Annotated in this window: 24 protein-coding genes and 1 riboswitch; of the genes, 9 read left to right on the forward strand and 15 right to left on the reverse strand. The window is 55.7% G+C overall.

The window, feature by feature from the left end; translation table 11 throughout:
- Window positions 1-2: 2 nt before the first annotated feature.
- From mraY to leuO, 11 genes are all read right to left on the reverse strand, one after another.
- Window positions 3-1,085, reverse strand: a complete 1,083-nt coding sequence (mraY, locus tag CSE01S_RS14920) for a phospho-N-acetylmuramoyl-pentapeptide-transferase (protein WP_012904478.1) — start codon at window positions 1,083-1,085, stop codon at window positions 3-5.
- Window positions 1,079-2,437: a UDP-N-acetylmuramoyl-tripeptide--D-alanyl-D-alanine ligase gene (gene murF, locus CSE01S_RS14925; protein ID WP_042290061.1), complete on the reverse strand. Its 1,359-nt coding sequence runs from the start codon at window positions 2,435-2,437 to the stop codon at window positions 1,079-1,081. The genes mraY and murF overlap by 7 nt, the downstream gene beginning before the upstream one ends.
- Window positions 2,434-3,921, reverse strand: a complete 1,488-nt coding sequence (gene murE / locus CSE01S_RS14930; protein WP_042290063.1) for a UDP-N-acetylmuramoyl-L-alanyl-D-glutamate--2,6-diaminopimelate ligase — start codon at window positions 3,919-3,921, stop codon at window positions 2,434-2,436. Before murE ends, murF begins: the two co-directional genes overlap by 4 nt.
- Complete coding sequence (gene ftsI / locus CSE01S_RS14935) at window positions 3,908-5,662, reverse strand: peptidoglycan glycosyltransferase FtsI (protein WP_042290065.1); 1,755 nt, start codon at window positions 5,660-5,662, stop codon at window positions 3,908-3,910. Before ftsI ends, murE begins: the two co-directional genes overlap by 14 nt.
- 152 nt (window positions 5,663-5,814) lie before the next feature.
- A complete protein-coding gene (gene ftsL, locus CSE01S_RS14945) occupies window positions 5,815-6,180 on the reverse strand; it encodes a cell division protein FtsL (RefSeq protein ID WP_012904474.1) in 366 nt (121 codons plus the stop codon).
- Entirely contained in the window at window positions 6,177-7,118 is a 942-nt protein-coding gene (gene rsmH / locus CSE01S_RS14950) for a 16S rRNA (cytosine(1402)-N(4))-methyltransferase RsmH (RefSeq protein WP_042290070.1), read from the reverse strand. Before rsmH ends, ftsL begins: the two co-directional genes overlap by 4 nt.
- A 1-nt stretch (window position 7,119) precedes the next feature.
- Window positions 7,120-7,578: a division/cell wall cluster transcriptional repressor MraZ gene (gene mraZ / locus CSE01S_RS14955; protein WP_042290072.1), complete on the reverse strand. Its 459-nt coding sequence runs from the start codon at window positions 7,576-7,578 to the stop codon at window positions 7,120-7,122.
- A 613-nt stretch (window positions 7,579-8,191) separates the two neighbouring features.
- The gene (gene cra, locus CSE01S_RS14960; protein WP_042290334.1) at window positions 8,192-9,196 is read right to left on the reverse strand and encodes a catabolite repressor/activator; all 1,005 of its coding nucleotides are present in this window, start codon (window positions 9,194-9,196) and stop codon (window positions 8,192-8,194) included.
- A gap of 215 nt (window positions 9,197-9,411) precedes the next feature.
- A complete protein-coding gene (gene ilvN / locus CSE01S_RS14965; RefSeq protein WP_042290075.1) occupies window positions 9,412-9,903 on the reverse strand; it encodes an acetolactate synthase small subunit in 492 nt (163 codons plus the stop codon).
- A 2-nt stretch (window positions 9,904-9,905) separates the two neighbouring features.
- Entirely contained in the window at window positions 9,906-11,630 is a 1,725-nt protein-coding gene (gene ilvI, locus CSE01S_RS14970; RefSeq protein WP_042290076.1) for an acetolactate synthase 3 large subunit, read from the reverse strand.
- Window positions 11,631-11,957: 327 nt separating this feature from the next.
- A complete protein-coding gene (gene leuO, locus CSE01S_RS14975; RefSeq protein ID WP_042290078.1) occupies window positions 11,958-12,908 on the reverse strand; it encodes a transcriptional regulator LeuO in 951 nt (316 codons plus the stop codon).
- Window positions 12,909-13,564: 656 nt separating this feature from the next.
- Here leuO and leuL point away from each other — a divergent pair.
- The 5 genes from leuL to leuD all read left to right on the forward strand — a co-directional run bounded on the left by leuL (window position 13,565) and on the right by leuD (window position 18,423).
- Window positions 13,565-13,651 carry a leu operon leader peptide gene (leuL, locus tag CSE01S_RS14980; protein ID WP_042290080.1) on the forward strand — a complete coding sequence of 29 codons (87 nt, stop codon included), beginning with the start codon at window positions 13,565-13,567 and terminating at the stop codon, window positions 13,649-13,651.
- 90 nt (window positions 13,652-13,741) lie between these two features.
- Window positions 13,742-15,313 carry a 2-isopropylmalate synthase gene (gene leuA / locus CSE01S_RS14985; RefSeq protein WP_042290083.1) on the forward strand — a complete coding sequence of 524 codons (1,572 nt, stop codon included), beginning with the start codon at window positions 13,742-13,744 and terminating at the stop codon, window positions 15,311-15,313.
- Entirely contained in the window at window positions 15,313-16,404 is a 1,092-nt protein-coding gene (leuB, locus tag CSE01S_RS14990) for a 3-isopropylmalate dehydrogenase (protein WP_042290085.1), read from the forward strand. The genes leuA and leuB overlap by 1 nt, the downstream gene beginning before the upstream one ends.
- A 2-nt stretch (window positions 16,405-16,406) precedes the next feature.
- Window positions 16,407-17,807 carry a 3-isopropylmalate dehydratase large subunit gene (gene leuC / locus CSE01S_RS14995; RefSeq protein ID WP_042290087.1) on the forward strand — a complete coding sequence of 467 codons (1,401 nt, stop codon included), beginning with the start codon at window positions 16,407-16,409 and terminating at the stop codon, window positions 17,805-17,807.
- Window positions 17,808-17,817: 10 nt separating this feature from the next.
- Complete coding sequence (gene leuD / locus CSE01S_RS15000) at window positions 17,818-18,423, forward strand: 3-isopropylmalate dehydratase small subunit (protein WP_042290089.1); 606 nt, start codon at window positions 17,818-17,820, stop codon at window positions 18,421-18,423.
- Between the two features lie 88 nt (window positions 18,424-18,511).
- Here leuD and CSE01S_RS15005 read toward each other — a convergent pair whose 3' ends face one another.
- Together CSE01S_RS15005 and sgrT are read right to left on the reverse strand one after the other, a co-directional pair.
- Window positions 18,512-19,690, reverse strand: coding sequence for a sugar efflux transporter (locus CSE01S_RS15005; RefSeq protein ID WP_042290091.1), 1,179 nt, complete (start codon window positions 19,688-19,690; stop codon window positions 18,512-18,514).
- Between the two features lie 117 nt (window positions 19,691-19,807).
- Entirely contained in the window at window positions 19,808-19,921 is a 114-nt protein-coding gene (gene sgrT, locus CSE01S_RS15010) for a glucose uptake inhibitor SgrT (protein WP_042290093.1), read from the reverse strand.
- 93 nt (window positions 19,922-20,014) lie between these two features.
- Between sgrT and sgrR the strand changes: the two genes are divergently transcribed.
- The 4 genes from sgrR to thiQ all read left to right on the forward strand — a co-directional run bounded on the left by sgrR (window position 20,015) and on the right by thiQ (window position 25,112).
- Window positions 20,015-21,670: an HTH-type transcriptional regulator SgrR gene (sgrR, locus tag CSE01S_RS15015; RefSeq protein WP_042290095.1), complete on the forward strand. Its 1,656-nt coding sequence runs from the start codon at window positions 20,015-20,017 to the stop codon at window positions 21,668-21,670.
- A gap of 33 nt (window positions 21,671-21,703) precedes the next feature.
- Window positions 21,704-21,828, forward strand: a riboswitch (TPP riboswitch).
- Between the two features lie 32 nt (window positions 21,829-21,860).
- Window positions 21,861-22,844: a thiamine ABC transporter substrate binding subunit gene (gene thiB, locus CSE01S_RS15020; protein WP_042290098.1), complete on the forward strand. Its 984-nt coding sequence runs from the start codon at window positions 21,861-21,863 to the stop codon at window positions 22,842-22,844.
- On the forward strand, window positions 22,820-24,430 hold the full coding sequence (thiP, locus tag CSE01S_RS15025) for a thiamine/thiamine pyrophosphate ABC transporter permease ThiP (RefSeq protein WP_042290100.1): 1,611 nt from the start codon (window positions 22,820-22,822) through the stop codon (window positions 24,428-24,430). The genes thiB and thiP overlap by 25 nt, the downstream gene beginning before the upstream one ends.
- Window positions 24,414-25,112, forward strand: coding sequence for a thiamine ABC transporter ATP-binding protein ThiQ (gene thiQ, locus CSE01S_RS15030; protein ID WP_042290102.1), 699 nt, complete (start codon window positions 24,414-24,416; stop codon window positions 25,110-25,112). Before thiP ends, thiQ begins: the two co-directional genes overlap by 17 nt.
- Window positions 25,113-25,197: 85 nt before the next feature.
- Here thiQ and CSE01S_RS15035 read toward each other — a convergent pair whose 3' ends face one another.
- A complete protein-coding gene (locus CSE01S_RS15035; RefSeq protein ID WP_042290105.1) occupies window positions 25,198-25,965 on the reverse strand; it encodes a DedA family protein in 768 nt (255 codons plus the stop codon).
- Between the two features lie 85 nt (window positions 25,966-26,050).
- Window positions 26,051-26,929, reverse strand: a complete 879-nt coding sequence (araC, locus tag CSE01S_RS15040; RefSeq protein WP_042290107.1) for an arabinose operon transcriptional regulator AraC — start codon at window positions 26,927-26,929, stop codon at window positions 26,051-26,053.
- Window positions 26,930-26,944 lie beyond the last annotated feature (15 nt).

The raw sequence follows: 26,944 nt of genomic DNA on the forward strand, positions 1-26,944 counted from the left end.
GATTAACGTACCTTCAGCGTTGCCAGGCCAATCAGCACCAGCATCAGCGAAATAATCCAGAAGCGCACAATCACGCGCGGTTCCGGCCAGCCTTTCAGTTCATAATGGTGATGAATCGGCGCCATGCGGAAAATACGCTGTCCGCGCAGTTTAAAGGAGCCGACCTGCAGGATAACCGACAGGGTTTCCACGACAAACACGCCGCCCATAATCACCAGCAGGAACTCCTGACGCAGCAGCACAGCAATAATCCCCAGCGCGCCGCCCAGCGCCAGCGAACCGACATCGCCCATAAAGACCTGCGCCGGGTAAGTATTGAACCACAGGAAACCTAATCCCGCGCCGACTATCGCCGTACAGACGATCACCAGTTCCCCCGCATGACGCAGATACGGAATATGCAGATAGTTGGCGAAATTCATGTTACCGGTCGCCCACGCCACCAGGGCAAATCCCGCGGCGACGAAGACGGTAGGCATAATGGCTAAGCCATCCAGACCGTCGGTCAGGTTCACCGCATTCCCCGTCCCCACAATCACGAAATACGCCAGCAGGACGTAGAACAGGCCCAACTGCGGCATGACGTCTTTAAAGAACGGCACCACCAGCTCGGTGGCAGGCGTATCTTTCCCGGCGAGATACAGGGCGAATGCCACACCCAGCGCAATCACCGACATCCAGAAATACTTCCAGCGGGCAATCAGCCCTTTGGTGTCTTTACGCACCACTTTGCGGTAGTCGTCAACAAAACCAATAATGCCGTAGCCAATCAGCACAACCAGTACACACCAGACGTACGGGTTGGACGGATAAGCCCACAGCAGCACGGAAATCACAATCGCCGTCAGGATCATAATACCGCCCATCGTCGGCGTCCCACGCTTGCTGAAGTGAGATTCCGGACCGTCGTTACGCACGACCTGACCGAAGGAGAGCTTTTGCAAACGGGCAATCATGCGCGGGCCCATCCATAAGGAGATGAACAGCGCGGTCAGCAGGCTGACGATGGCGCGAAACGTCAGATAGGAAAAGACGTTGAAGCCGGAATAATATTTGACCAAATGTTCGGCCAGCCAAACTAACATGTTCCATTCTCCTGTAATGCGCGTACTACCTCTTCCATGGCGGCACTACGTGAACCCTTCACTAAAATGGTAATGATCTGCTGCTCTGCAATCAGCGCCTTCAGACGGGCGATCAGCGCGGATTTGTCCGCGAAATGCTCGCCTGTGCCGCTGGCCTCGCTGATGGCATGGCTCAGTTTTCCTGTACTCAGTACACTGTCGATCCCCGCCGCGCGCGCGGCAGTGCCGACCTGCACATGGCACGCTTCGCTTTCTGCGCCCAGCTCCGCCATATCGCCCACCACCAGTACGCGGTAGCCCGGCATTTCGGCCAGGACCTGTACGGCGGCGGTCATTGATCCGACGTTAGCGTTGTAGGAATCATCCAGCAGCAGCTTGTTTTCTGCCAACTGAACCGGGAACAGACGTCCCGGCACCGCTTTCAGATCCGCGAGGCCGGATTTGATCGCCTCCAGCGGCGCGCCGACAGCCATCGCCAGCGACGCTGCCGCCAGCGCATTGGCGATGTTGTGACGCCCCGGCAGCGGCAACAGCACATCAATGCCCCCCACCGGCGTCTGGAGGGTGAACTCCGTACCGTGCGAGGTCACATGGATGTTGGTCGCGGTAAAATCGCTGTTGGCGGCATTCGGGGAAAAGCGCCAGACTTTACGGTCGCCAATCACGCTTTGCCAGTTCAGCCAGTCGTTGTTATCAGCGTTCATAATGGCAATGCCGTTTTCCGGCAGACCGGTATAGATTTCGCCTTTCGCCTTCGCCACGCCCGCCAGAGAGCCGAAGCCCTCAAGATGCGCGGCAGCCAGATTATTGACCAGCGCCGCTTCTGGTCGCGTCAGGCTGACGGTCCACGCAATTTCGCCCTGGTGATTGGCGCCTAATTCAATAACGGCAAAGTCATATTCTTCGGTTAACCGCAGCAGCGTCATCGGTACGCCGATATCATTATTAAGATTGCCTGCGGTGTATAAGGTTTTGCCACACTGGCTCAGAATAGCGGCGGCCATCTCTTTGACGGAGGTTTTGCCGGAGGAACCGGTCAGCGCGACTACGCGAGCCGGTACCTGCGCGCGAACCCACGCGGCCAGTTCGCCAAACGCCAGACGGGTGTCCTGAACGACAAGCTGCGGCAAGTCACAGTCCAGCGGACGGCTGACCAGCAGCGCCCCCGCTCCGCCCTCTTTCGCCTGGGCGGCAAAATCATGGGCGTCAAAGCGTTCGCCTTTCAGCGCCACAAACAGGCAGCCCGGCGTCAGTTTGCGCGTATCGGTGGTCACGGCGTCGAGGGTCAGATCGTCCCCTTTCAGTTTGCCGTTAAGGATGCCGGCAAGTTGACTGAGCGTTACGCTAATCATGCGATAACCCCCAGCAGCCGCGCTGCGGTTACGCGGTCAGAATAGTCGAGACGCTGCGTGCCGATGATTTGGTAATCTTCATGACCTTTACCCGCTACCAGCACCACGTCGTTTTCTTTCGCCTGCATAATGGCGTTCGTGACCGCCTCGGCGCGGCCTTCCATCACCCGGGCGTGTCCGGCATCCAGCATTCCCGCCAGAATGTCATCGATAATAGCGCGCGGTTCTTCGGTACGTGGATTGTCGTCGGTAACGACAACCACATCGGCAAACTCTTCCGCGATCGCCCCCATCAGCGGACGCTTACCTTTGTCGCGATCGCCGCCACAGCCAAAGACGCACCAGAGCTGACCGGTACAGTGCAGACGCGCCGCCTGTAACGCTTTTTCCAGCGCATCCGGGGTGTGGGCGTAGTCAACCACCACGGTGGTTTTACCCGGCGCGCTGAACACTTCCATGCGACCGCAAACCGGCTGCAAACGCGCGGCGGTTTTCAGCAGTTCGCTCAGCGGATAGCCCAGCGCCAGCAGCGTCGCCAGCGCCAACAGCAGATTACTGACATTAAAGGCGCCCATCAGACGGCTTTCGATTTCGCCTTCACCCCAGCTTGAAGCAAAGCGAATCGTCGCGCCGCTATCGTGATAGTTCACGTCGACTGCCTTCAGCCAACGGCCATGGCAGTTCGGGTTGATGTGGTCTTCCATCGAGACGGCAACCGCGTCCGGCAGATTTGCCAGCCAGCGGCGACCCACTTCGTCATCCGCGTTGATAATGGCCTGACCATAATGATGCGTGGAGAAAAGCAGCCATTTTGCCGCTTCGTACTGTTCCATGTCACCGTGATAGTCCAGGTGATCGCGGCTGAGATTGGTAAAGACGCTCGCGGCGAATTTCAGCGCCGCCACGCGATGCTGCACCAGACCGTGCGAAGAGACTTCCATTGCGCCAAAGGTGGCGCCTTCATCGACCAGTCCCGCCAGGACATGCTGCACATCTACCGCCGACCCGGTGGTATTTTCAGTCGGGATCACTTTCCCCAACAGGCCATTGCCGACGGTGCCCATCACCGCGCTGGTTTCGCCCAACAGTTGGCTCCACTGCGCCAGCAATTGTGTGGTGGTGGTTTTACCGTTGGTGCCGGTCACGCCAACCAGACGCATGTTTTCAGAGGGTTCGTGATAAAAGCGACCAGCCAGTGCAGATAAACGTTCGTTCAGTTGGCTCAGATAGATGACCGGTACGCCGTGCATTTCACGAACTTCGCCGTCGGTCGCCTCTTCTTTCGCTTCTGCAATAATGGCAGCCACACCTTGCGCTATCGCCTGCGGGATATATCGACGCCCGTCCGCCTGATGACCTTTCACTGCCACAAAGAGATCGCCCGAAGCAGCCACGCGGCTGTCGAGTGTCATCTCTCGCAGTTCTCTCGCAGGTAAACCTGGTACCCACGGAGCAAGAAGGTCGCGCAAATTACGATCTGCCACCTGTTCCCTCGCCTTGATTAATTACGAATTCACTTTTTTCGCCCGTGGCCAGCGCATCCGGCTCGATGTTCATGGTGCGCAGTACGCCGCCCATGATGGCACCAAAGACCGGCGCGGACACGGCGCCGCCGTAGTATTTACCCGCCTGCGGATCGTTGATAACAACAACCAGCGCAAAGCGCGGCTGACTCGCAGGCGCAACGCCCGCGGTATAAGCAATGTATTTGTTGATGTAGCGGCCATCCGGTCCGACTTTTTTCGCCGTCCCGGTTTTAATCGCGATGCGATAACCTTTAATTGCCGCTTTCACGCCGCCACCGCCCGGCAGGGCCACGCTTTCCATCATATGTACGACGGTGCGCACGATGGATTCCGGGAAGATGCGTTCTCCCGGAACAGGGGGATCAACTTTGGTGATCGACAGCGGACGGTAAACCCCGTAGCTGCCGATGGTTGCGTAGACTCGCGCTAACTGTAACGGCGTTACCATTAGCCCGTAGCCGAAAGAGAAGGTGGCCCTCTCTATGTCAGACCACCGTTGTTTTTGAGGATATAAGCCACTGCGTTCTCCGACCAACCCCAAATTGGTCGCTTTTCCCAGCCCAAAACGTGAGTAAGTGTCTACTAACGCTGAGGACGGCATCGCTAACGCCAGCTTAGAAACACCGACGTTACTCGACTTCTGTAGAACCCCGGTCAGGGTCAATTCGCTGTAGCGCGCCACGTCTTTGATTTCGTGACCGTTAATTCGATAGGGAATGGTGTTGAGCACCGTGTTCTCGTTGACGATACCCCGCTGGAGCGCCGTCATGACCACCATCGGTTTGACGGTGGAACCCGGTTCGAAAACGTCGGTAATGGTCCGGTTACGCATCGCGTCTTTCGGCGTACCGCTGAGGTTGTTCGGGTTGTAGGACGGGCTGTTCGCCATCGCCAGGACTTCGCCGGTGTTCACATCCACCAACACCGCGCTGCCGGATTCCGCTTTGTTAAACGCCACCGCGTTGTTCAGCTCGCGATAAACCAGCGCCTGCAGGCGCTCATCAATACTCAGCGCCAGGTTGTGCGCCGCCTGGCTGTCGGTGGAGGAGATATCCTCAATCACGCGGCCATAGCGGTCTTTACGCACCACACGTTCGCCAGGCTGGCCGGTCAGCCATTTGTCGAAGCTTTTTTCGACGCCTTCGATACCCTGGCTGTCAACGTTGGTGAACCCGATGAGGTGAGCGGTCACTTCGCCGGAAGGGTAGTAGCGACGTGATTCTTCACGCAAATGAATGCCCGGTAGCTTCAGCTTTTTGATGTAGTCGGCCATATCCGGGTTGAGCTGACGCGCCAGATAGATAAAGCGCCCTTTCGGGTTGGCGTTAATGCGGGCAGCCAGCTGATCGAGCGGGATATTAAGCGCGGTGGAGAGCGCTTTCCAGCGATCCCCGACGCTGACGCCACCCGCGTCGTGCACTTCTTTCGGGTCCGCCCAAATCGCTTTCACCGGCACGCTGACCGCCAGCGGACGCCCGGAACGGTCAGTGATCATACCGCGGGAAGTGGCGACTTCCTGGACGCGCAGCGAACGCATGTCGCCCTGACGCACCAGCATATCCGGGGCGATAATCTGCAACCAGGCCACGCGGCCCAGCAGAAAACCCAGCGCCAATAAAATGCAGCCGCAAAGCAACGCAAAACGCCAACTGATAAAGTTGGTTTGTTCTTCCTGGCGTTTCGCTTTTATACGCGTCATGCTTCAAGCTGCCTCTGCGTTGGCTGCGCACACGTCTCCTGGTCGCTTACGTGTGTAAGCGCCTGGAGATTCATGTGCTTGCTGCCTTGATGCATCATGAATGCTTTTGCGTAGCGTGTTTCCTGCATTGCTTTCATGCGTCGCGCTGTTCCTTATTTTTGGACTACGATATTTTCTTGTGAGGGATCAACATGCTGCATTTGCAGCTTTTCCGTTGCGATCCGTTCCACCCGGCTATGGTCGCCGAGCGCGTTTTCTTCAAGGATCAGGTTGCGCCATTCAATATCCAGCGCATCACGCTCCAGAACCAGTTGTTCACGCTGCGCGGTCAGTAACCGCGTATGGTGAGCGGTCGTTACCACCGTCACCGCCGTCACAATGATGCAAATGAACAGGCAGAGTGGCAGCTTCCCGAATCGCAAAAGATCGTCACCGATCACGCCAGGCAAGGCATGGCGCTCGTTGCTTCCTATCGATCCTTTCACTTTGCTAAGGGCTTCTGTCACTCTGCTGATCATGCGTTCGTCCTCTCTGCAATGCGCAGAACTGAACTACGGGCACGAGGATTTTCTGCGACCTCTTTTTCACCCGGCATCAACTTGCCTAACGCTCTTAACTCACGGCCGCCCAGTTTACTGAGCTGCGCTTCCGTCATCGGGATCCCGGCGGGCACTTTCGGACCGCGGCTTTGCTCGCGCATAAAGCGTTTCACAATGCGATCTTCCAGCGAGTGGAAGCTGATGACAGAAAGCCGCCCACCCGGGGCCAGCACGCTGAGCGAGCTTTTTAGCGCCTGCTCTATCTCCTCCAGTTCACTGTTTACCCAGATGCGCACCGCCTGGAAGGTACGGGTCGCGGGATGTTTGAATTTGTCCTTCACCGGTGTTGCCGCCGCGACCACCTCCGCCAGCTCTTTGGTACGGGTCATCGGCTGCTCGCGGTTACGTTCAACGATGGCGCGGGCGATGCGCTTCGCAAAACGCTCTTCGCCAAAGGTTTTCAGTACCCAGGCAATATCCGCTTCTTCCGCGGTTTGCAGCCACTCGGCGGCGGACTGGCCGCGCGTCGGGTCCATCCGCATGTCCAGCGGGCCGTCGCGCATAAAGGAAAAGCCACGTTCAGCATCGTCGAGCTGCGGTGAAGAGACGCCAAGATCGAGAAGAATCCCGTCGATCTTGCCGGTAAGATCGCGCTCGCCGACATAGTCAGCCAGCGCCGAAAAAGGTCCATGAATGATGGAGAAGCGCGGATCATTGATGGTTTGCGCAACGGCGATCGCCTGCGGATCGCGATCGATTGCCAGCAAGCGCCCTTCTTCGCCAAGCTGCGAGAGAATGAGGCGCGAGTGGCCACCGCGACCAAATGTCCCATCAATGTAGATGCCATCAGGACGAATGTTCAGGCCATTGACGGCCTCGTCGAGCAGCACCGTGGTGTGTTTAAAGTTTTCCATCATCTTATAGAGACAAGTCCTGCAGGCGTTCCGACAACGTCCCGGTAGCGCTCTGCTCTGCGTCGATATCTTCCTTGACCTGTTGATACCAGGTCGTTTCATCCCACAGTTCAAATTTGTTGAACTGTCCAACCAGCATCACTTCTTTCGTCAGACCGGCATGTTGCCGGAGAACAGGCGCTATCAGCAGGCGACCGGCGCTGTCCATCTGACATTCGCTGGCATGACCCAACAGCAGGCGCTGCACGCGGCGTTCTACCGGGTTCATGCTCGACAGACGCGATAATTTTTGCTCGATAATTTCCCATTCAGGCAGGGGGTAAAGCAGCAGGCATGGGTGATGGATGTCAATGGTGCAAACCATTTGACCGGTAGCGTTCTCGATCAGTTGATCCCGGTAACGGGTGGGCACGGCTAAGCGCCCTTTACTGTCGAGATTGACTAACGTTGCTCCCCGGAACATGCCAGCTCAACCCCTTATCACCACTTTGCCCCACAAATTCCCACTGAAAGGAGTTTACGGAGCGGAGGAAAAGCTTGTCAAGCGAGTCACAACGCTTACCAGAGTAAAAAACCCAATGTTTACGGCTAATATCAGCGTTGATTAAATTCTGTCCAACGAGCGAAGCAAATTAACGTCATGAATATTTGTAAGAAAAAATCCAAATACCCCTCCTCGTTTTTAAACGAACTTCTCTTCTCCTAAAGAAAATATAAAGTGTCAGTTTGCGACGCGAGCGGCATTTTAGGACATATTGCACTGCGAATACAGTCCCTGTTTAGCGCGGTTAACGCCGCGCGCCATCAAGCCAGCCGAGACTTTCGTAAAGAAGAAAAGGAAAGTGTCTGTTAATTCGGCAATTCGCGACAAACCTGTAACAAAAAAATACAAAACGGGCCGCGGTAAACGCTGTAATTACCCTTCGGGCCCGCACATGCGTTTAAAAAATCGTTTATTTGCCGTCGGGTGAGATAATACTAAGGAATAATCTTAATTCTGCTGGGGGTATTGTCTGAAAGGCATATTTCCCGCAGACCAGATTAACGCGAACGCCACCTGGACTGCGGTAAGGTTATCAGTTGCGGCTGAGAACGCCGCGACGGTACAAGTTACGTTTGATTCGCGTTAAGCCAGGCTTCGGTTTGCGCGGTTCGTCGAGACTCGCCAGCACGATCTCCAGCACGCGTTCCGCCACGTCGCGATGACGCTGCGCTACCGCCAGTACCGGGCACTGCAGGAAATCCAGCAGCTCATTATCGCCAAAGGTTGCAATGGCCAGATCGGAAGGCAGCTTGCCGTCGCGACGCAACGTCACATCCATCACGCCCTGCAGCAGAGCGAAGGACGTGGTGAATAGCGCCTGCGGCATCGGGTGTGTTTCCAGCCATTTTTCAAACAGCTGCGCAGCCGCTTCGCGCTCGTAGCTATTGGCGTACAGAAAGTGAACCTCACGCGGATCGTCTTTCCAGGCGCTGCGAAAACCCTGCTCCCGCAGGAAACTCACGGACAGCTCCGGCAACGCGCCGAGATAAAGTACCGTTTCAGCGGGGAATTTACGCAACTCTTGCGCCAGCATTTCCGCATCGTCCTGGTCGGCGCCGACGACACTGGTGAAATGTTCACGATCCAGCGCGCGATCCAACGCCACAATCGGGAAGGAGTCATTCGCCCAGCGTTGATAGAACGGATGCTCCGGCGGCAGCGAGGTGGACACGATGATCGCGTCAACCTGACGCTGCAAGAGATGTTCGATGCAGCGCATTTCATTGTCCGGCTGATCTTCCGAACAAGCAATCAGCAGTTGATAGCCGCGCTGACGCGCCTGGCGCTCAAGATAGTTTGCAATGCGGGTGTAGCTTGTGTTCTCAAGATCGGGGATCACCAGCCCGATTGAGCGCGTGCGTCCAGCGCGCAGCCCGGCAGCCACGGCGTTCGGGTGGTAATTATGCTCGCGTACCACTGCCATGACTTTTTCGACAGTCTTGTCGCTCACGCGGTATTGCTTTGCTTTTCCGTTTATCACGTAGCTTGCAGTCGTTCGCGAGACACCGGCCAGCCGAGCGATTTCATCCAGTTTCACAATTGCCCCTTGCATAAAAAGTACAAACCATAACCATTGTAACGGCATGGATTAGTTTCATTAACATTCAAGCGCAGAATAATGACTGCGGCAACCGCTTTTGTTCCGGGTTTCCGCTGATTTCGCAAAAAAAAGCCCAACTTTAACCGTTGGGCTTGCGGATCAAGAATAAAGGTAGAGCGGTTAAGCGTTAACGTCACGCTTCCACCCAAGCGTTAGCGCATGATTTTATCGCCGCGCGACAACCCCACGACGCCGGAGCGGGCCACCTCGACAATTTTAGCCACTTCGCGCAGCGTCGCCAGAAACGCGTCCAGCTTATCGCTGGTTCCTGCCAGTTGCACTGTGTAAAGGGTTGGCGTGACGTCAATAATCTGTCCGCGGAAGATTTCCGTGTTGCGCTTCACTTCCTCCCGGCCATAGCCGCTGGCCTGAAGCTTCACCAACATAATTTCCCGTTCAACGTGCGCCCCCTGCCCCAGTTCACTCACCCGCAGGACATCGACCAGCTTGTGCAGTTGTTTTTCGATCTGCTCCAGCACTTTTTCATCGCCTACCGTCTGGATGGTCATGCGGGAAAGCGTAGGATCGTCCGTTGGCGCAACGGTCAGGCTTTCAATGTTGTATCCGCGCTGGGCAAAGAGGCCAATAACGCGCGACAGCGCGCCGGACTCGTTTTCCAGCAGTACTGATAATATCCGGCGCATAATCAGGTTCTCTCCGTTTTGCTTAACCACATTTCGTCCATCCCGCCGCCGCGAATCTGCATCGGATAAACATGCTCGCTGCCATCGACGTTAACATCGACAAACACCAGACGGCCGCTTTGCACCTGGGCCAGCGCCTCGCTTAGCGTGTCCTCCAGCTCTTCAGGACGGGAAATCCGAATTCCGACATGCCCGTAGGCTTCCGCCAGACGGACAAAATCGGGTAGCGACTGCATATAAGACTGAGAATGGCGACCGGAGTAAATCATGTCCTGCCACTGTTTCACCATTCCCAGATAGCGGTTATTCAGGTTGAGCACCAGCACCGGAAGTTCATACTGAAGCGCGGTCGACAGTTCCTGGATATTCATCTGGATACTGCCGTCGCCGGTAACGCACACAACCGTTTCGTCCGGCAGCGCCATTTTTACGCCCAGCGCGGCTGGCAGTCCAAAGCCCATCGTGCCGAGGCCGCCAGAGTTGATCCAGCGACGCGGTTTGTCGAAAGGATAATACAGGGCGGCGAACATCTGGTGTTGGCCGACATCAGAAGTAACGAACGCATCGCCACGGGTCAGACGCCAGATAGCCTCAATGACCGCCTGCGGCTTGATGCTTTCGCTGTGGGTATCATATTTCAGGCACTGGCGGGCGCGCCAGCGCTCAATCTGCTGCCACCAGTCACGAATATCATCCAGCGGTTGTTGCGCGGTTTCCTGAGGCAGGAGTTCCAGCATCTGCTCCAGCACCAGACGCGCATCCCCCACGATAGGAATGTCTGCCGTCACCGTCTTGGAGATAGACGTCGGGTCGATATCGATGTGCAATACCGTTGCATTCGGGCAATATTTCGCCAGATTATTGGTGGTGCGATCGTCGAAACGGACGCCAACGGCAAAAATCACATCGGCATTATGCATCGTCATGTTGGCTTCGTAAGTGCCATGCATGCCGAGCATCCCCAGCGCCTGACGATGGGTCGCCGGGAAAGCGCCCAGCCCCATTAATGAGGAAACGACCGGCAGATTGAGTGTTTCGACAGCCTGACGAAGCGGCGCATAGCAGCCCGCCGTCACCGCCCCGCCGCCGACATACACCACCGGTTTTTTCGCCGCGACGAGCGTTTGCAGCGCGCGTTTGATCTGTCCTTTATGGCCGCCGGTGGTGGGGTTATAAGAACGCATACTGACCGAATCAGGCCAGCTATACGGCAGTTTATTTGCCGGATTGAGAATGTCTTTGGGTAAGTCGACCACCACTGGCCCTGGTCGGCCGCTCGCTGCCAGCCAGAAGGCTTTTTTCAGCACCTGAGGGATATCTTCTGTCTGCTTAACCAAAAAGCTGTGCTTCACTACCGGGCGGGAGATCCCCACCATGTCGCACTCCTGGAAGGCGTCGTAGCCGATTAGCGAGGTCGCCACCTGGCCGGAAAGAATGACCAACGGAATGGAATCCATATAGGCCGTGGCGATGCCGGTAATGGCATTGGTGACGCCCGGACCTGAGGTCACCAGTACGACTCCCACTTCTCCCGTCGCCCGCGCCAGACCATCAGCCATATGCACGGCAGCCTGTTCATGGCGGACCAGCACGTGATCGATGCCGCCAACCGTATGCAATGCATCATAAATATCGAGGACTGCGCCCCCGGGATAACCGAATACCTGCTTAACGCCCTGATCGATGAGCGATCGGACGACCATCTCGGCTCCAGACAACATCTCCATGGCCTGCCTCACTGAATGACGAATAACGCGTGTTATTAAGTACAAAACACATTAACCGCTCGTTACTGCGCAGGCAATTCACTATCGGTTTTCTGACAGAAGGGAAATAAGAACAAACGAAAGGAAAGCGCCAAAGAAACGGGAAATTACACCAAATATGATTCTTTCGTTAATGAATAATCGCTTAAACCGGAAGGCTTACAGAGAATCATCAATTTTTTGATCGATATGCCACCGCGCGCGCCAATCAATTCAGCATATAATTTCACAAAGAATGAAATAAAAAGAATAAACCGGATGTTCACACCCGGTTTATTTTGCCTACGCTTAGCGCTTGCAAACAGACGCCAGCAGTTCTTCCATCCATTGATGGCCCTTGTCCCGGCCTGCCGCTTCATGCCAGGAGAGATAACAGGTTCGACTATTGAGTTTTAACGGCAGCGGCAGCACTTGCAGATCCAGCGATTCAGCAAACTCATCCGCCAGCCAGCGCGGCGCAATCGCCACTAACTGAGTCTGCGAAACCACATTAAGCACGCTAATTAATGCCATTCCCTGATAGGCAATGCAGGATTGTTTATCCGCAGTGTCATACCACGGCTGGCTGAACGAGGCAAAACGGTCCAGAGACACAACGGCATGCTGTTCATTATAAACATCGCTTTCCAGTAGTGGACCGCTAATACGCGGGTGCTTACGGCTGGCGACGAGAACCATTTCATCTTTAAACAGAGGGATACTGGTAAATTCAGGGCGACGGAATTCCTCATAGCTAATAACGAATTCGGTTTCCTGATAACGTAATTGATGCTCTGTATTTTGATTTAATGAAGATTTGAAAACGACATGAATATTCGGCGCAATCTGCTCAACACGATTATAAATCAGGGAGGTAAGCACATTGTCCAGCGGGCTGCAGACGCAAAGATTAAACACGCGTTCACTGCTGGCCGGTTCGAAACCGGAACCCGGTAATTCATTTTGCACTAATTGCAACGCCTGGCGAACCGCGCCAAAAAGCTGGAAGGCGCGTGCGGTCGGTTGGATCCCACGACCATAGCGCACAAACAGTTCGTCGTTGAACATCACTTTCAGACGCGCAACCGCGTTGCTTACCGCGGGCTGCGACATCCCAAGGGCATGAGCGGCCCGCGTAATATTTTGTTCCTGCATCACCGCATCGAAGACTGTCAACAGATTAAGATCAACCATACGAAGCTGCGGCTTTTCCATCTCTATAAGAGGTGTATGAGGTTTATCATTTTTTACTTCTGGCATACTTAACTCCACTGTCACGCTTACTCCCTTTTCCAGCCGGAATGCAGAGAAATAATCTCAGAAAATATGATTTACCATGCATATAAAATAAGAAAAAGGGTACGGATAAAAATTAGGAAAACATAAAGATGCAAAAACAAAACACGAATAAACAGCGCAGGCGCGATGTGGCATCCTTCACGACACGACGAATCAATAATTTTTAATGACGCGTGCAATATAAACATAAGCCAGACAAATAAACAATCATGTGTTTTATGAATAATACTTTAAGTATTAATTAAATGTTTATATTACTCTGTCGTTAATTCTTAACATTAGCTTATCAATAAACGGTTTTCAGTAAATGTTAATTTATTCATTGCCGTTATAACAGCCTAAAAATCATAGAGATAACCAATCTTTTTCGAACGGCGCACATCCCGTATTTCTCTCACTAATTGAAAAAAAATATGCTTAAGTATGACAAAAGGTGAAAATTATGTACGCGCGCTACGCGTTTATTCCGGAAGAGGGGCAAAAGTTCAGCACAATTAGCTAAAGCAACGGGTGAGATTTCTCCTCGCCGTGGCGGCCTTTTTGGCAAACGGGGTTGACATCAGCAGCGGTATCCAGTACCACTAAAAGCATATCGCATTCGCCTGGAGTTAAACTTAATGATACGTATCGCCCGCTTTAACGGTCTACTACTACTAAACGCATTTTCGTTGCGCGGTAGACTGGTGAGCGGCATTCAGCATTAAGTCAGCATCCAGTTAGATAAAAAACCCGCGCCGTTGCGCGGGTTTTTTTATGCTCGAAGCAAGGCGCCCTCAAGACCAAGGACCTAAACCATGAGCCAGCAAGTCATTATTTTCGATACCACTTTACGCGACGGAGAACAGGCGTTACAGGCAAGCCTGAGTGTGAAAGAAAAACTGCAGATTGCGCTGGCCCTCGAGCGCATGGGCGTAGACGTAATGGAAGTTGGCTTCCCGGTTTCCTCACCGGGCGACTTTGAGTCTGTGCAAACCATCGCCCGCCAGGTGAAGAACAGTCGGGTTTGCGCCTTAGCCCGCTGTGTGGAAAAGGACATCGACGTTGCGGCAGAGTCGCTGAAAGTGGCCGATGCCTTCCGGATCCATACCTTTATCGCCACCTCGCCAATGCATATCGCCACCAAGCTGCGCAGTACGCTGGATGAGGTGATCGAACGCGCGGTGTACATGGTGAAACGCGCACGTAATTACACCGACGACGTTGAGTTCTCCTGTGAAGACGCGGGCCGTACGCCTGTCGCCGATCTGGCGCGGGTGGTGGAAGCCGCCATCAACGCAGGCGCCAGAACCATCAATATTCCCGACACCGTTGGCTATACCATGCCCTTCGAGTTTGCCAACATTATTTCCGGTCTGTATGAACGCGTGCCCAATATCGATAAAGCCATTATCTCCGTCCATACTCACGACGATTTAGGTTTAGGGGTTGGCAACGCGCTGGCCGCCGTGCATGCGGGCGCTCGCCAGGTGGAAGGCGCAATGAACGGCATTGGTGAACGCGCCGGCAACTGCTCTTTGGAAGAAGTGATCATGGCGATCAAAGTGCGCAAGGATATTCTGAACGTCCACACCCGCATTAATCATCAGGAGATCTGGCGCACCAGCCAGTTGGTCAGTCAAATCTGCAATATGCCCATCCCGGCGAACAAAGCGATTGTCGGTAGCGGCGCCTTCGCCCACTCCTCCGGTATTCACCAGGACGGCGTACTGAAAAATCGTGAAAACTACGAAATCATGACGCCGGAATCGATCGGCCTGAATCAGGTGCAGTTGAACCTGACGTCCCGTTCCGGACGCGCGGCGGTAAAACACCGCATGGATGAGATGGGATATAAAGAAAGCGAGTACAGCCTGGACGATCTGTACGACGCGTTCCTGAAACTGGCGGATAAAAAAGGCCAGGTATTCGATTACGACCTGGAAGCGCTGGCATTCATCAATAAACAGCAGGAAGAACCTGAACATTTCCGCCTGGACTACTTCAGCGTGCAGTCTGGCTCAAACGATATCGCGACCGCCTCGGTGAAACTGGCTTGCGGTAATACTTTAAAAGCTGAAGCGGCAAACGGTAACGGCCCGGTCGACGCTATTTACCAGGCGATCAACCGTATTACCGATTACCACATTGAACTGGTGAAATACGGCCTGTCCGCTAAAGGTCACGGTAAAGACGCGCTGGGCCAGGTGGATATCGTCGCTCACTATAACGGTCGCCGCTTCCATGGCGTCGGTCTGGCGACAGACATCGTTGAATCCTCCGCCAAGGCGATGGTGCACGTACTGAATAATATCTGGCGCGCCGCTGAAGTCGAAAAAGAATTGCAACGCAAAGCTCAGAACAACGAGAACAACAAGGAAACCGTGTGATGTCGAAGAATTACCATATTGCTGTTTTGCCGGGTGACGGAATTGGCCCGGAAGTGATGGCGCAAGCCCTGAAAGTCCTGGAAGCGGTTCGCGGCCGGTTTGATATGCGTATTACCACCAGTCACTACGATGTCGGCGGAGCCGCCATTGATAACCACGGTCAACCGCTGCCGAAAGCGACCGTAGAAGGCTGCGAGCAGGCCGACGCCGTGTTGTTCGGCTCCGTGGGTGGCCCAAAATGGGAACATTTGCCGCCAGATCAACAGCCGGAGCGCGGCGCCCTGCTGCCGTTGCGTAAACACTTCAAATTATTCAGCAATCTGCGTCCGGCGAAACTGTATCAGGGGCTGGAAGCGTTCTGCCCTCTGCGCGCCGACATCGCGGCAAATGGCTTTGACATCCTGTGCGTACGTGAACTGACTGGCGGCATTTACTTCGGCCAGCCGAAAGGCCGCGAAGGTAGCGGTCAGCATGAAAAAGCGTTCGATACCGAGGTGTATCACCGTTTTGAAATTGAGCGTATTGCGCGCATCGCCTTTGAATCCGCCCGCAAGCGCCGCCGTAAGGTAACGTCTGTTGACAAAGCCAACGTCCTGCAAACGTCTATTTTGTGGCGCGAAATCGTCAACGACGTCGCTAAAGCGTATCCGGACGTTGAGTTGGCGCACATGTATATTGATAACGCCACCATGCAGTTGATTAAAGACCCGTCTCAGTTCGACGTATTGCTGTGTTCCAACCTGTTTGGCGACATCCTGTCTGACGAGTGCGCAATGATCACCGGCTCCATGGGGATGTTGCCGTCCGCCAGCCTGAACGAGCAGGGCTTTGGTCTGTATGAGCCAGCAGGCGGCTCCGCGCCGGATATCGCCGGGAAAAATATCGCGAACCCTATCGCGCAGATTTTGTCGCTGGCGCTGCTGCTGCGCTACAGCCTGGATGCGGATGAGGCGGCAACCGCCATTGAACGCGCTATCAACCGCGCATTAGAAGAAGGCATCCGCACCGGCGATTTAGCCCGTGGCGCCGCTGCCGTTGGTACCGATGAGATGGGCGACATCATTGCACGCTATGTCGCGGAAGGGGTGTAATCATGGCTAAAACGTTATACGAAAAATTATTTGATGCGCACGTGGTGTACGAGGCGCAAAACGAAACCCCGCTGTTATACATCGACCGCCATCTGGTGCATGAAGTAACCTCCCCGCAGGCGTTCGATGGCCTGCGCGCGCATGGTCGTCCGGTTCGTCAACCGGGTAAAACCTTCGCGACGATGGACCATAACGTCTCGACGCAGACGAAAGACATCAACGCCTCCGGTGAAATGGCCCGTATCCAGATGCAGGAGCTGATCAAAAACTGCAACGAGTTCGGCGTTGAGCTGTACGATCTGAATCACCCGTATCAGGGCATCGTTCATGTGATGGGGCCGGAACAGGGTGTTACCTTACCGGGCATGACCATCGTCTGCGGCGACTCCCATACCGCCACGCACGGCGCGTTTGGCGCGCTGGCGTTCGGCATCGGCACCTCGGAAGTTGAACACGTACTGGCGACGCAGACCCTGAAGCAGGGGCGCGCGAAAACCATGAAGATTGAGGTCAAGGGCCGCGCGGCGCCGGGTATCACGGCGAAAGACATCGTGCTGGCGATTATCGGTAAAACTGGCAGCGCAGGCGGCACCGGCCACGTCGTGGAGTTCTGCGGCGACGCGATCCGCGCCCTGAGCATGGAAGGCCGTATGACCTTGTGCAACATGGCGATTGAGATGGGCGCGAAAGCGGGTTTGGTCGCCCCGGATGAAACCACCTTCAACTATGTGAAAGGCCGTTTGCACGCCCCGAAAGGCAAGGATTTTGATGATGCGGTTGCGTACTGGAAAACGCTGCAAACCGATCCGGACGCCCGCTTCGATACAGTTATCACCTTACAGGCTGAAGAGATTGCGCCACAGGTCACCTGGGGCACCAATCCGGGCCAGGTGATGTCGGTAACCGACATGATCCCCGATCCGGCTTCTTTCGCCGATCCGGTTGAGCGGGCAAGCGCAGAAAAGGCGTTGGCCTATATGGGGCTGAAGCCTGGCGTGCCGTTAACGGAAGTGGCGATCGATAAAGTATTTATCGGCTCCTGTACCAATTCACGTATTGAAGATTTACGCGCCGCCGCGGAAGTGGCGAAAGGACGGAAAGTGGCGCCAGGCGTTCAGGCGCTGGTGGTGCCAGGGTCCGGTCCGGTAAAAGCGCAGGCGGAAGCGGAAGGTCTGGATAAGATCTTCATTGAAGCGGGCTTTGAGTGGCGTTTACCGGGCTGCTCAATGTGTCTGGCGATGAACAATGACCGTCTGAATCCGGGCGAGCGCTGCGCCTCAACCAGCAACCGTAACTTTGAAGGCCGTCAGGGCCGCGGCGGACGTACCCATCTGGTCAGCCCGGCAATGGCCGCCGCTGCCGCCGTCACCGGCCATTTCGCCGACATTCGCAGCATTAAATAAGGAGACCACCATGGCAGAGAAATTTACCCAACATACCGGCCTGGTTGTCCCGCTGGATGCCGCCAACGTCGATACCGACGCCATCATTCCTAAACAGTTCTTACAGAAGGTTACCCGCACCGGTTTTGGCGCGCACCTGTTTAACGACTGGCGCTTTCTGGATGACAAAGGCGAGCAGCCGAATCCGGCGTTTGTGCTCAACTTCCCGGAATATCAGGGCGCGTCTATTCTGCTGGCGCGGGAAAACTTCGGCTGCGGTTCATCCCGTGAACACGCCCCGTGGGCGCTGACCGACTATGGCTTCAAAGTGGTGATCGCACCGAGCTTCGCCGATATCTTTTACGGCAACAGCTTTAACAACCAGCTGCTGCCGGTGAAGCTGAGCGATGAAGAGGTCGATGAGCTGTTCACACTGGTGCAGGCGAATCCGGGGATTTATTTTGAGGTGGATCTGGAAGCGCAGGTCGTTAAGGCGGGCGAAAAGCGCTACAGCTTTACTCTTGATGCCTTCCGCCGTCACTGCATGCTGAACGGTCTGGACAGCATCGGTCTGACGTTACAGCACGAGACGGCTATCGCCGCTTACGAAGACAAGCAGCCCGCGTTTATGCGCTGATTGTCCTCCTGCGATGCGCTTTTAATTCACAGCGGCTTCGCGCTATCCAGCCCACAAACGCCCTTCCTGTGGGCCGGATACTCTCTCCTCAGACATCCTTCACCTGGCTGGTCATATACAGCGTTACCACAGAGATCGCCGCAATCACCCAGTAAACGGCATAATGCCCGACGCTCTGCGCCACCGCCCCCTGAATCACTCCCGCGAGGATCACGCCGGTTGAGATGCTGTTGGTGAAGAGCGTCGTCGCCGACCCCGCCCTGCCCGGCATCAGATCCTGAAACCAGAGCATCCCAATTCCGGCGACGATCCCGATGAACACCGCGTTGAACACCTGGAGAATCAATAGCGCCGCGTGGCTGTGAAAGACAATCAGACCGAGATAAAACAGCACGCCCGCCGCGACTGCAGTCACCATCATCCGGCGCTTGCCAAAGCGTTTGACATAAAAACCAGCGAGGATCATCGCGGGAATTTCCAGCCCTGCCGCGGTCCCCATCAGGATCCCGGCAAGCTTATCCGGCAACCCCAGCTCAGCGCTGATCCATAGCGGCATATCAATGATGTACATGGTGTTGCAGGTCCACATTAGCGTGGAGGCGATAAACAGCATGCGAACGTTGTTGTCCTGCCAGCCGCTAACCCGGGTGACAGGTACATCGGCCGGTTGTTCAACCCGCGCCACCGATGGCAGCATAAAGGCGATCAGGACAAAGCTCAGCGCAAAAATTCCGGCAGCAATAGAAAACATCACCGTAAAGCCGTAGTTAAGCGCCAGCATAAACGCCAGCGGCGGGCCGATCACCCAGGCCAGGGAAAGCTGCGCACGCATCACCGAACTGAACATCACCACTTCCCGCGCCGAGCTGTCGGCGTATTCCCGCGCCAACGCAAACAGCTGCGGCATCGCGGTATTCGCCAGCGACGCCAGCAATACGCCGCAGGTGATCAGCGTCAGGTAATGACGGTTAAAAGCAAACAACAGGGCGTTGCCAATGGCCATCAGGCAACAAAACAGAATCAGTCTGCGCCGGTCGCCCTGGCTGTCGGAGCGCTTTGCCAGCGCGAGACTGACGCCAATCCCGGCGATGGCGTTGACGGTGTAAAACAGCCCCACCCAGAACGGCTGCGCCCCCACTTCACGGCTCAGGAAAAGGCTCAACGTCGGCGCCTGTAGCGCGCCCGCGATGCCCATCATAAAGGCGACCAGCATAAATGCCGCATAAACACCGTTGAGACGTCGTCCCATCGTCATGATCCAGAGCATAAACCTTTCCTTAGCGCGCAGCGGAAACGAAAAAAGCCAGCAGATAATACCTGCTGGCGGGGTGAATAACACCAATACTCAGTCACACATGATGTCTGCCAATCCGGGGTCGCGATGTCACTCCCACTGCATCAGTTCTTCCAGCATCTTTAAGCGCTGCGGTGCGCTCAGGCAAGCCAACCAGGACAACTTTTCTGTCGCGGAAAAATACTTCAGATAGAACTGGCGCATTGTTGACCCCTTCATCGTGCTTCATCGGGATTCATTATTGGCCTAATATAGGGATAATAAAATTGCTGAGTTTTTCGCTGGAGTTCCCCTTTTATGTCTTCTGGTCGTCTGCAACAACAATTTATCCGTTTGTGGCAATGCTGCGACGGCAAAACCCAGGACACCACGCTCAACGAGCTGGCGGAACTGCTGAACTGCTCGCGTCGCCATATGCGCACTCTGCTGAACACGATGCAGGCGCGCGGCTGGCTGACGTGGGAAGCGGAAGTGGGCCGTGGCAAACGCTCTCGTCTGACGTTCCTCTACACCGGACTTGCGCTCCAGCAGCAGCGCGCGGAAGATCTGCTGGAACAGGATCGGATCGATCAACTGGTGCAACTGGTGGGCGACAAAACCGCCGTTCGCCAGATGCTGGTGTCACATCTTGGACGCAGCTTCCGCCAGGGGCGTCACATCCTGCGCGTCCTGTATTATCGTCCTTTGCAAAACCTGCTGCCGGGTACGGCGCTGCGGCGCTCAGAAACGCATATCGCCCGTCAAATCTTTAGCGCCTTAACCCGGGTAAATGAGGAAAATGGGGAACTGGAAGCCGATATTGCGCATCACTGGCAGCAAATTTCCCCGTTACACTGGCGTTTTTTTCTGCGTCCGGGCATTCATTTTCACCACGGTCGCGAACTGGAAATGGACGACGTGATCGCTTCGCTCACACGAATTAACACCTTGCCACTGTACTCGCACATTTCCCGCATCAATTCGCCAACGCCGTGGACGCTGGATATTCACCTGTCGCAGCCTGACCGCTGGCTTCCCTTACTGCTGGCGCAGGTGCCCGCGATGATCCTGCCGCGCGAATGGGAAACGCTGAACCATTTCGCCAGTCATCCTATTGGCACCGGCCCCTATGCGGTAATGCGCAACACGCGTAATCAGTTAAAAATTCATGCTTTTGATGATTTCTTTGGCTATCGGGCGCTAATCGATGAAGTTAACGTCTGGGTGCTGCCGGATATCGGCGATGAACCGACCGGCGCGCTGACGCTGGAAGGCCCCACTAACGATGAAAAGGCCATTGAAAGCCGGCTGGAAGAAGGCTGCTATTACCTGCTGTTTGACGCCCGCACCCACCGTGGAGCAAATCAGGAGGTCCGGGAGTGGGTCAGTCGCGTCCTGTCGCCGAGTAATCTGCTCTACTATGCCGACGAGCACTATCAGCGCCACTGGTTTCCCGCTTATGGCCTGCTACCTCGCTGGCATCATGCCCGTCCGGGCCACGGCGAAAAACCTGCCGGGCTGGAATCCCTCACCCTGACCTATTACCACGATCATATCGAACACCGGGTCATTGCGCAGATCATGAGCCAACTGCTGGCGGCACATCAGGTAAAGCTGAATATACAGGAGATCGACTACGATCAGTGGCACGCCGGAGACATTGAAAGCGATATCTGGCTAAACAGCGCCAACTTCACCCTTCCACTCGACTTTTCGCTGTTCGCGTATCTCTGTGAAGTTCCGCTGTTGCAGCACTGCATTCCGCTGGACTGGGAGGCGGACGCCGCCCGTTGGCGCACCGGTGAGATGAACCTGGCGGCCTGGTGTCAGCAACTGTTAGCCAGTAAAGCGATCGTCCCGTTGATTCACCACTGGCTGATCATCCAGGGACAGCGCAGTATGCGCGGTTTACGTATGAACACGCTTGGCTGGTTCGACTTTAAATCGGCATGGTTTGCGCCACCAGACCCGTGATTGCTGCATAGCAACAAAATCATTACACTAACGGCGTTCTCAACGGGGTGCTGATAAACATACACAACGTCATTCAGGATGAGGTGTACAGGCTGAGAAAATACCCGTCGAACCTGATCCGGATAACGCCGGCGAAGGGATTTGAGGCTACCGCTCAAAATCCTTTGCCACCCATCTATTGAGGTGCAAAGTGCTTAAAAAATGTCTTCCTCTGCTGCTTCTGTGCGCAGCGCCCGTGTTCGCCAAACCTGTGCTTACCGTTTATACCTATGATTCGTTTGCCGCCGACTGGGGTCCCGGCCCGGCGGTCAAAAAAGCGTTCGAGGCTCACTGTGATTGCGAACTGAAATACGTGGCGCTGGAAGATGGCGTATCGCTGCTCAATCGCCTGCGTATGGAAGGGAAAAACAGCAAAGCCGACGTGGTGTTGGGGCTGGACAACAACCTGCTGGAAGCCGCCACGCAGACCGGGCTGTTCGCTAAAACACCGATCCATACCGATGCCGTAAACGTCCCTTTCACCTGGAATAACGACACGTTTATTCCTTACGATTACGGTTGGTTTGCCTTCGTCTATAACAAGACAACGCTAAAAAATCCGCCAAAAAGTTTGAAAGAGTTGGTAGAAAGTCCGGAAAAATGGCGTGTGATCTATGAAGACCCCCGCACCAGCACGCCGGGTCTTGGCCTGTTGCTGTGGATGCAGAAAGTGTATGGCGATAAAGCGCCGGAAGCCTGGCAAAAGCTGGCGGCGAAAACGGTCACCGTCACCAAAGGCTGGAGCGAAGCGTACGGTCTGTTCCTGAAGGGAGAAAGCGATTTGGTGCTGAGCTATACCACCTCTCCCGCGTATCACCTCATCGAAGAGAAAAAGGATAACTACGCGGCGGCAAATTTCAGCGAAGGGCATTACGTGCAGGTGGAAGTGGCGGCGCGCACCGTCGCCAGCAAGCAGCCTGAGCTGGCGACGACGTTCCTGCGCTTCATTCTCACGCCCGCCTTCCAGAGCGCCATCCCGACCGGCAACTGGATGTATCCGGTTACCACCACCCCACTGCCCGCCGGGTTTGAGACGTTAACCAAACCAACCACCACGCTGGAATTCACGCCAACTGAAGTGGCAAACCACCGTCAGGCCTGGATTAGCGAATGGCAACGCGCCGTCAGCCGCTAATTCCCGGCTGGCTGCTGCCCGGTCTTAGCGCCGCCACGCTGATGGTGGCGGTCGCGCTGGCCGCATTTCTGGCGCTGTGGCTTAACGCGCCGCAGGGGGAATGGTCCTCGCTCTGGCAGGACAGTTATCTGTGGCACGTGGTGCGTTTTTCCTTCTGGCAGGCGTTTTTGTCAGCTGTGCTGTCGGTCTTCCCGGCGATATGGCTTGCCCGCGCGCTCTACCGGCGTCGTTTTCCCGGCCGTCTGGCGCTGCTGCGCCTGTGCGCGATGACCCTGATCCTCCCGGTGCTGGTGGCGGTATTTGGTATCCTTAGCGTCTATGGACGACAGGGTTGGCTGGCTTCGCTCTGGCAGACGTTCGGGCTGGAATGGACCTTCTCTCCTTACGGTTTGCAAGGTATCCTGCTGGCCCACGTTTTTTTCAATATGCCTATGGCAAGCCGACTTCTGCTGCAGTCACTGGAAAATATTCCCGGCGAACAGCGTCAGCTCGCCGCCCAACTTGGTCTTCGCGGCTGGCATTTTTTTCGTTTCGTCGAGTGGCCGTGGTTGCGCCGTCAAATCCCGCCCGTCGCCGCCCTTATCTTTATGCTCTGTTTCGCCAGCTTTGCCACCGTGCTATCGCTCGGCGGCGGGCCACAGGCGACCACTATCGAGCTGGCGATTTATCAGGCGCTGAGCTATGACTACGATCCGGCGCGCGCGGCGATGCTGGCGTTGATCCAGATGGTCTGCTGCCTGGCGTTGGTGCTGCTGAGCCAGCGCTTAAGTAAAGCCATCGTTCCCGGAACCACGCTGGTGCAGGGGTGGCGCGATCCGGACGACCGCCTGCACAGTCGGATTAGCGATACGCTGCTTATTCTCCTCGCGTTACTGTTGTTACTGCCGCCGCTGCTGGCGGTGATTGTTGATGGCCTCAACCGCCATCTGTGGGACGTACTGGCGCAACAGATCCTGTGGCAGGCAATGTGGACCTCGCTGCGCATCGCCCTGGCGGCAGGCCTGCTGTGCGTGATCCTCACCATGATGCTCCTGTGGAGTAGCCGCGAACTGCGGGCCCGTCAGCATGTGCTGGCAGGGCAAACGCTGGAACTGAGCGGAATGCTGATCCTCGCCATGCCCGGCATTGTGCTGGCGACCGGTTTCTTTTTGCTACTCAATAACAGCATTGGTCTGCCGGCGTCGGCGGACGGCATCGTGATCTTCACCAATGCGCTGATGGCGATCCCTTATGCGTTAAAGGTGCTGGAAAACCCCATGCGTGACGCCGCCTCCCGCTACTCAATGCTGTGCCAGTCGCTGGGGATTGAAGGCTGGCGGCGGCTCAAGGTCGTGGAGTTACGCGCTCTGAAACGCCCGCTTGCCCAGGCGCTGGCTTTCGCCTGTGTGCTTTCCATCGGTGATTTTGGCGTGGTGGCGCTGTTCGGTAATGACGATTTTCGGACGCTGCCGTTTTATCTGTACCAACAAATCGGCTCGTACCGCAGTCAGGACGGCGCCGTGACCGCACTGTTACTGCTGTTGCTGTGCTTTATGCTTTTTACCGCTATCGAGAAATTACCAGGACGACATGCTAAAACTGACTGATATAACCTGGCTTTATCATCATTTGCCGATGCGCTTTACGCTTTCCGTGGCCCGGGGCGAGCAGGTAGCCGTTCTGGGGCCTAGCGGGGCGGGGAAAAGTACGCTGCTGAACCTGATCGCCGGTTTTCTTACTCCTGCCAGCGGCACGTTGATGATTGAGGGCGACGATCATACCGCTACTCCCCCTTCTCGTCGTCCGGTGTCGATGCTATTTCAGGAAAATAACCTGTTCAGCCATTTGAACGTGCAGCAAAACATTGGGCTGGGGCTGGATCCGGGGTTGAAGCTCAGCGCCCTACAGCGCGAGAAACTGATGCATATCGCGCGGCAAATGGGCATCGACAACCTGATGCGCCGCCTGCCCGGCGAACTGTCCGGCGGTCAACGTCAGCGCGTTGCGCTGGCGCGCTGTCTGGTACGCGATCAGCCCGTGCTGCTCCTTGATGAGCCGTTTTCCGCTCTCGACCCCGCCCTGCGTCAGGAGATGCTGGCATTAGTCAGCGATGTCTGTCACAACCGACAGTTAACGCTGCTGATGGTTTCACACAGTGTGGAGGACGCCGCCCGTATCGCCCCCCGCTCCGTTGTCGTGGCCGATGGGCGAATCGCCTGGCAAGGCAAAACCGATGAACTGGTCAGTGGGAAAGCCAGCGCCTCGGCATTGCTGGGAATTAAAGGGTGATGGTTGTCATGGACGCTTCGCTTTCCCGGCCTACAGTGAAACACGTCTGTAGGCCAGATAACGCGCAGCCATCCTTCAGCCAGAATCAGACGCCGACCACCTTCAGCAGGATATCCACATAGACTGGCATTAGCGGATGACGAATCAGCATCACCAGCGCAACAATCCCCAGCGCCAGTACGCCAGGCGCGAGCCACAGCAAACGCGCTTTCGGGAGAAACGCAGTTAACCGGTCGGTTGCCGCCTTTCCACTTCGCCACAGGCGCCAACACAGCCAGCCGCCAACCCATAACAGGAGCGCCGTTGCCAGCAGCAGCCATTTAAACTCGCCGCTCTGCATTCCCGCAGGAATATCGATCGCCGCCCCCGCCAGTATCCCCGGCAGAAAGTAAAACGGCGGCCAGAGCAGACAGCCGATGATATTGGGGGTGATAAATTTCGAGACCGGCAGATCCAGCATTCCTGCCACCATCGGCACCAGCGGACGCGTCGGCCCGACAAACCGTCCGACCAGGATCGTAAACATACTATGTTGATGCAGCGCATGTTCGGTTTTATCCAGCAGCGCCTTGTTTTTCTTAAGGAATGACCAGCGATGCAGCGGCTTTTTAAAGCGCCATCCCAGCCAGAATGAGATCCAGTCGCCGAGCAGGCAACCCACAATCCCCGCCAGCCACGCGTGCCAGAAATTAAGCTCGCCGCTACCGATTAGCGCGCCCAGTCCGGCCATCAGTACGGTGCCGGGTAAAATCAGACCGACCAGCGCCAGCGATTCCAGAAAGGCCACCAACACCACGGCTATCAAAGCGTACATGGCGGACTGCAGAATGAAGTGTTCCAGAAATGCTTGCATAGTTCGTCCGTCAGTTTTACGAAACAGGGATTCTGCAAACCCCTCGCTGCTTCGTCAAGCCATCAATTGTCTGAATAGTTACAGCTTATGACACCTTCACTGACACATCATTCACTTTTTCCTCACATCCCGCGCGGAACTCACTCGGGCTGGCGCCGGTGCATTTTTTAAAGACCCGGGAGAAATAAAGCTGGTCGTCAAAACCTACGTTACGTCCGACGGTGGCTATTGGCATACGCGTAGTGCTGAGCAGCAGTTTCGCCTGGCTGATACGCTGGTCCTCACGCCAGCTCAGCACGCTGATCCCCAACTGCTGGCGGAACAGATGCGAGAGACGCGACGGCGACAGGCAAACATGCTGGGCAACGCTGGCGATATCAAAATGGCTGTCGGCGAGATGGTCGCTAATATACTGGCAGGCGTCGCGCACGCGGTTGTCCATTGGCGGATGCAGCGAGGCGTTTATCGCCTCCATACGGCGTAACAGGAGCTGTTCCAGCAGGTTAATCGCCAACAGTTCGGAATAGCGTCCTTCCCCCTGCCCGGCGCTGATGATCTGACCGAACAGTTCATTGAAGTGTGGCTGATGGGCTTCGTCCGGGCGGAAAAAACCGGTCTGGGCGAAAATCGGCGGCCAGGCCAGCCATTCTTGCCAGTAGGCGCGCGGACGGAAGTAAACCCACTGGTGATACCACTGGCTGGCATCCGGGTGACGTCCATAGTGATGAATTTCACCCGGTGGAAACAACAAAATATCGCCGGGGCGGCAAACAAACTGCTTCCCCTGATTATTAATCACACCCTCTCCACGAATGGTGAGATTGAGAATATAGCCTTTCATCCCCAGCGGGCGATCGATAAAGAAATCGAGATAGCCGTTGGCGTCGATGGGCGTTAACCCCGCCACCAGATGCGCGTTAAACGAGTAGCCGGGCAGGAGGGGATCATTTTGCGGTTCAGCCATAATTTCACGACTCCC

It is taken from the genome of Citrobacter sedlakii NBRC 105722 (assembly GCF_000759835.1).
GTDB lineage: Bacteria > Pseudomonadota > Gammaproteobacteria > Enterobacterales > Enterobacteriaceae > Citrobacter_A > Citrobacter_A sedlakii.

Excerpts from the sequence above, each read along its gene's own strand:
- sgrT (WP_042290093.1), bottom strand. The coding sequence starts at position 19,921 with ATGCGCCAGTTCTATCTGAAGTATTTTTCCGCGACAGAAAAGTTGTCC.
- sgrR (WP_042290095.1), top strand. The coding sequence starts at position 20,015 with ATGTCTTCTGGTCGTCTGCAACAACAATTTATCCGTTTGTGGCAATGC.
- rsmH (WP_042290070.1), bottom strand. The coding sequence starts at position 7,118 with ATGATGGAAAACTTTAAACACACCACGGTGCTGCTCGACGAGGCCGTC.
- leuB (WP_042290085.1), top strand. The coding sequence starts at position 15,313 with ATGTCGAAGAATTACCATATTGCTGTTTTGCCGGGTGACGGAATTGGC.
- murF (WP_042290061.1), bottom strand. The coding sequence starts at position 2,437 with ATGATTAGCGTAACGCTCAGTCAACTTGCCGGCATCCTTAACGGCAAA.
- ftsI (WP_042290065.1), bottom strand. The coding sequence starts at position 5,662 with ATGACGCGTATAAAAGCGAAACGCCAGGAAGAACAAACCAACTTTATC.
- ilvN (WP_042290075.1), bottom strand. The coding sequence starts at position 9,903 with ATGCGCCGGATATTATCAGTACTGCTGGAAAACGAGTCCGGCGCGCTG.
- CSE01S_RS15035 (WP_042290105.1), bottom strand. The coding sequence starts at position 25,965 with ATGCAAGCATTTCTGGAACACTTCATTCTGCAGTCCGCCATGTACGCT.
- araC (WP_042290107.1), bottom strand. The coding sequence starts at position 26,929 with ATGGCTGAACCGCAAAATGATCCCCTCCTGCCCGGCTACTCGTTTAAC.
- leuC (WP_042290087.1), top strand. The coding sequence starts at position 16,407 with ATGGCTAAAACGTTATACGAAAAATTATTTGATGCGCACGTGGTGTAC.
- leuD (WP_042290089.1), top strand. The coding sequence starts at position 17,818 with ATGGCAGAGAAATTTACCCAACATACCGGCCTGGTTGTCCCGCTGGAT.
- leuA (WP_042290083.1), top strand. The coding sequence starts at position 13,742 with ATGAGCCAGCAAGTCATTATTTTCGATACCACTTTACGCGACGGAGAA.
- thiP (WP_042290100.1), top strand. The coding sequence starts at position 22,820 with ATGGCAACGCGCCGTCAGCCGCTAATTCCCGGCTGGCTGCTGCCCGGT.
- ilvI (WP_042290076.1), bottom strand. The coding sequence starts at position 11,630 with ATGGAGATGTTGTCTGGAGCCGAGATGGTCGTCCGATCGCTCATCGAT.
- mraZ (WP_042290072.1), bottom strand. The coding sequence starts at position 7,578 with ATGTTCCGGGGAGCAACGTTAGTCAATCTCGACAGTAAAGGGCGCTTA.
- leuO (WP_042290078.1), bottom strand. The coding sequence starts at position 12,908 with ATGCCAGAAGTAAAAAATGATAAACCTCATACACCTCTTATAGAGATG.
- ftsL (WP_012904474.1), bottom strand. The coding sequence starts at position 6,180 with ATGATCAGCAGAGTGACAGAAGCCCTTAGCAAAGTGAAAGGATCGATA.
- leuL (WP_042290080.1), top strand. The coding sequence starts at position 13,565 with ATGATACGTATCGCCCGCTTTAACGGTCTACTACTACTAAACGCATTT.
- CSE01S_RS15005 (WP_042290091.1), bottom strand. The coding sequence starts at position 19,690 with ATGCTCTGGATCATGACGATGGGACGACGTCTCAACGGTGTTTATGCG.
- mraY (WP_012904478.1), bottom strand. The coding sequence starts at position 1,085 with ATGTTAGTTTGGCTGGCCGAACATTTGGTCAAATATTATTCCGGCTTC.
- thiQ (WP_042290102.1), top strand. The coding sequence starts at position 24,414 with ATGCTAAAACTGACTGATATAACCTGGCTTTATCATCATTTGCCGATG.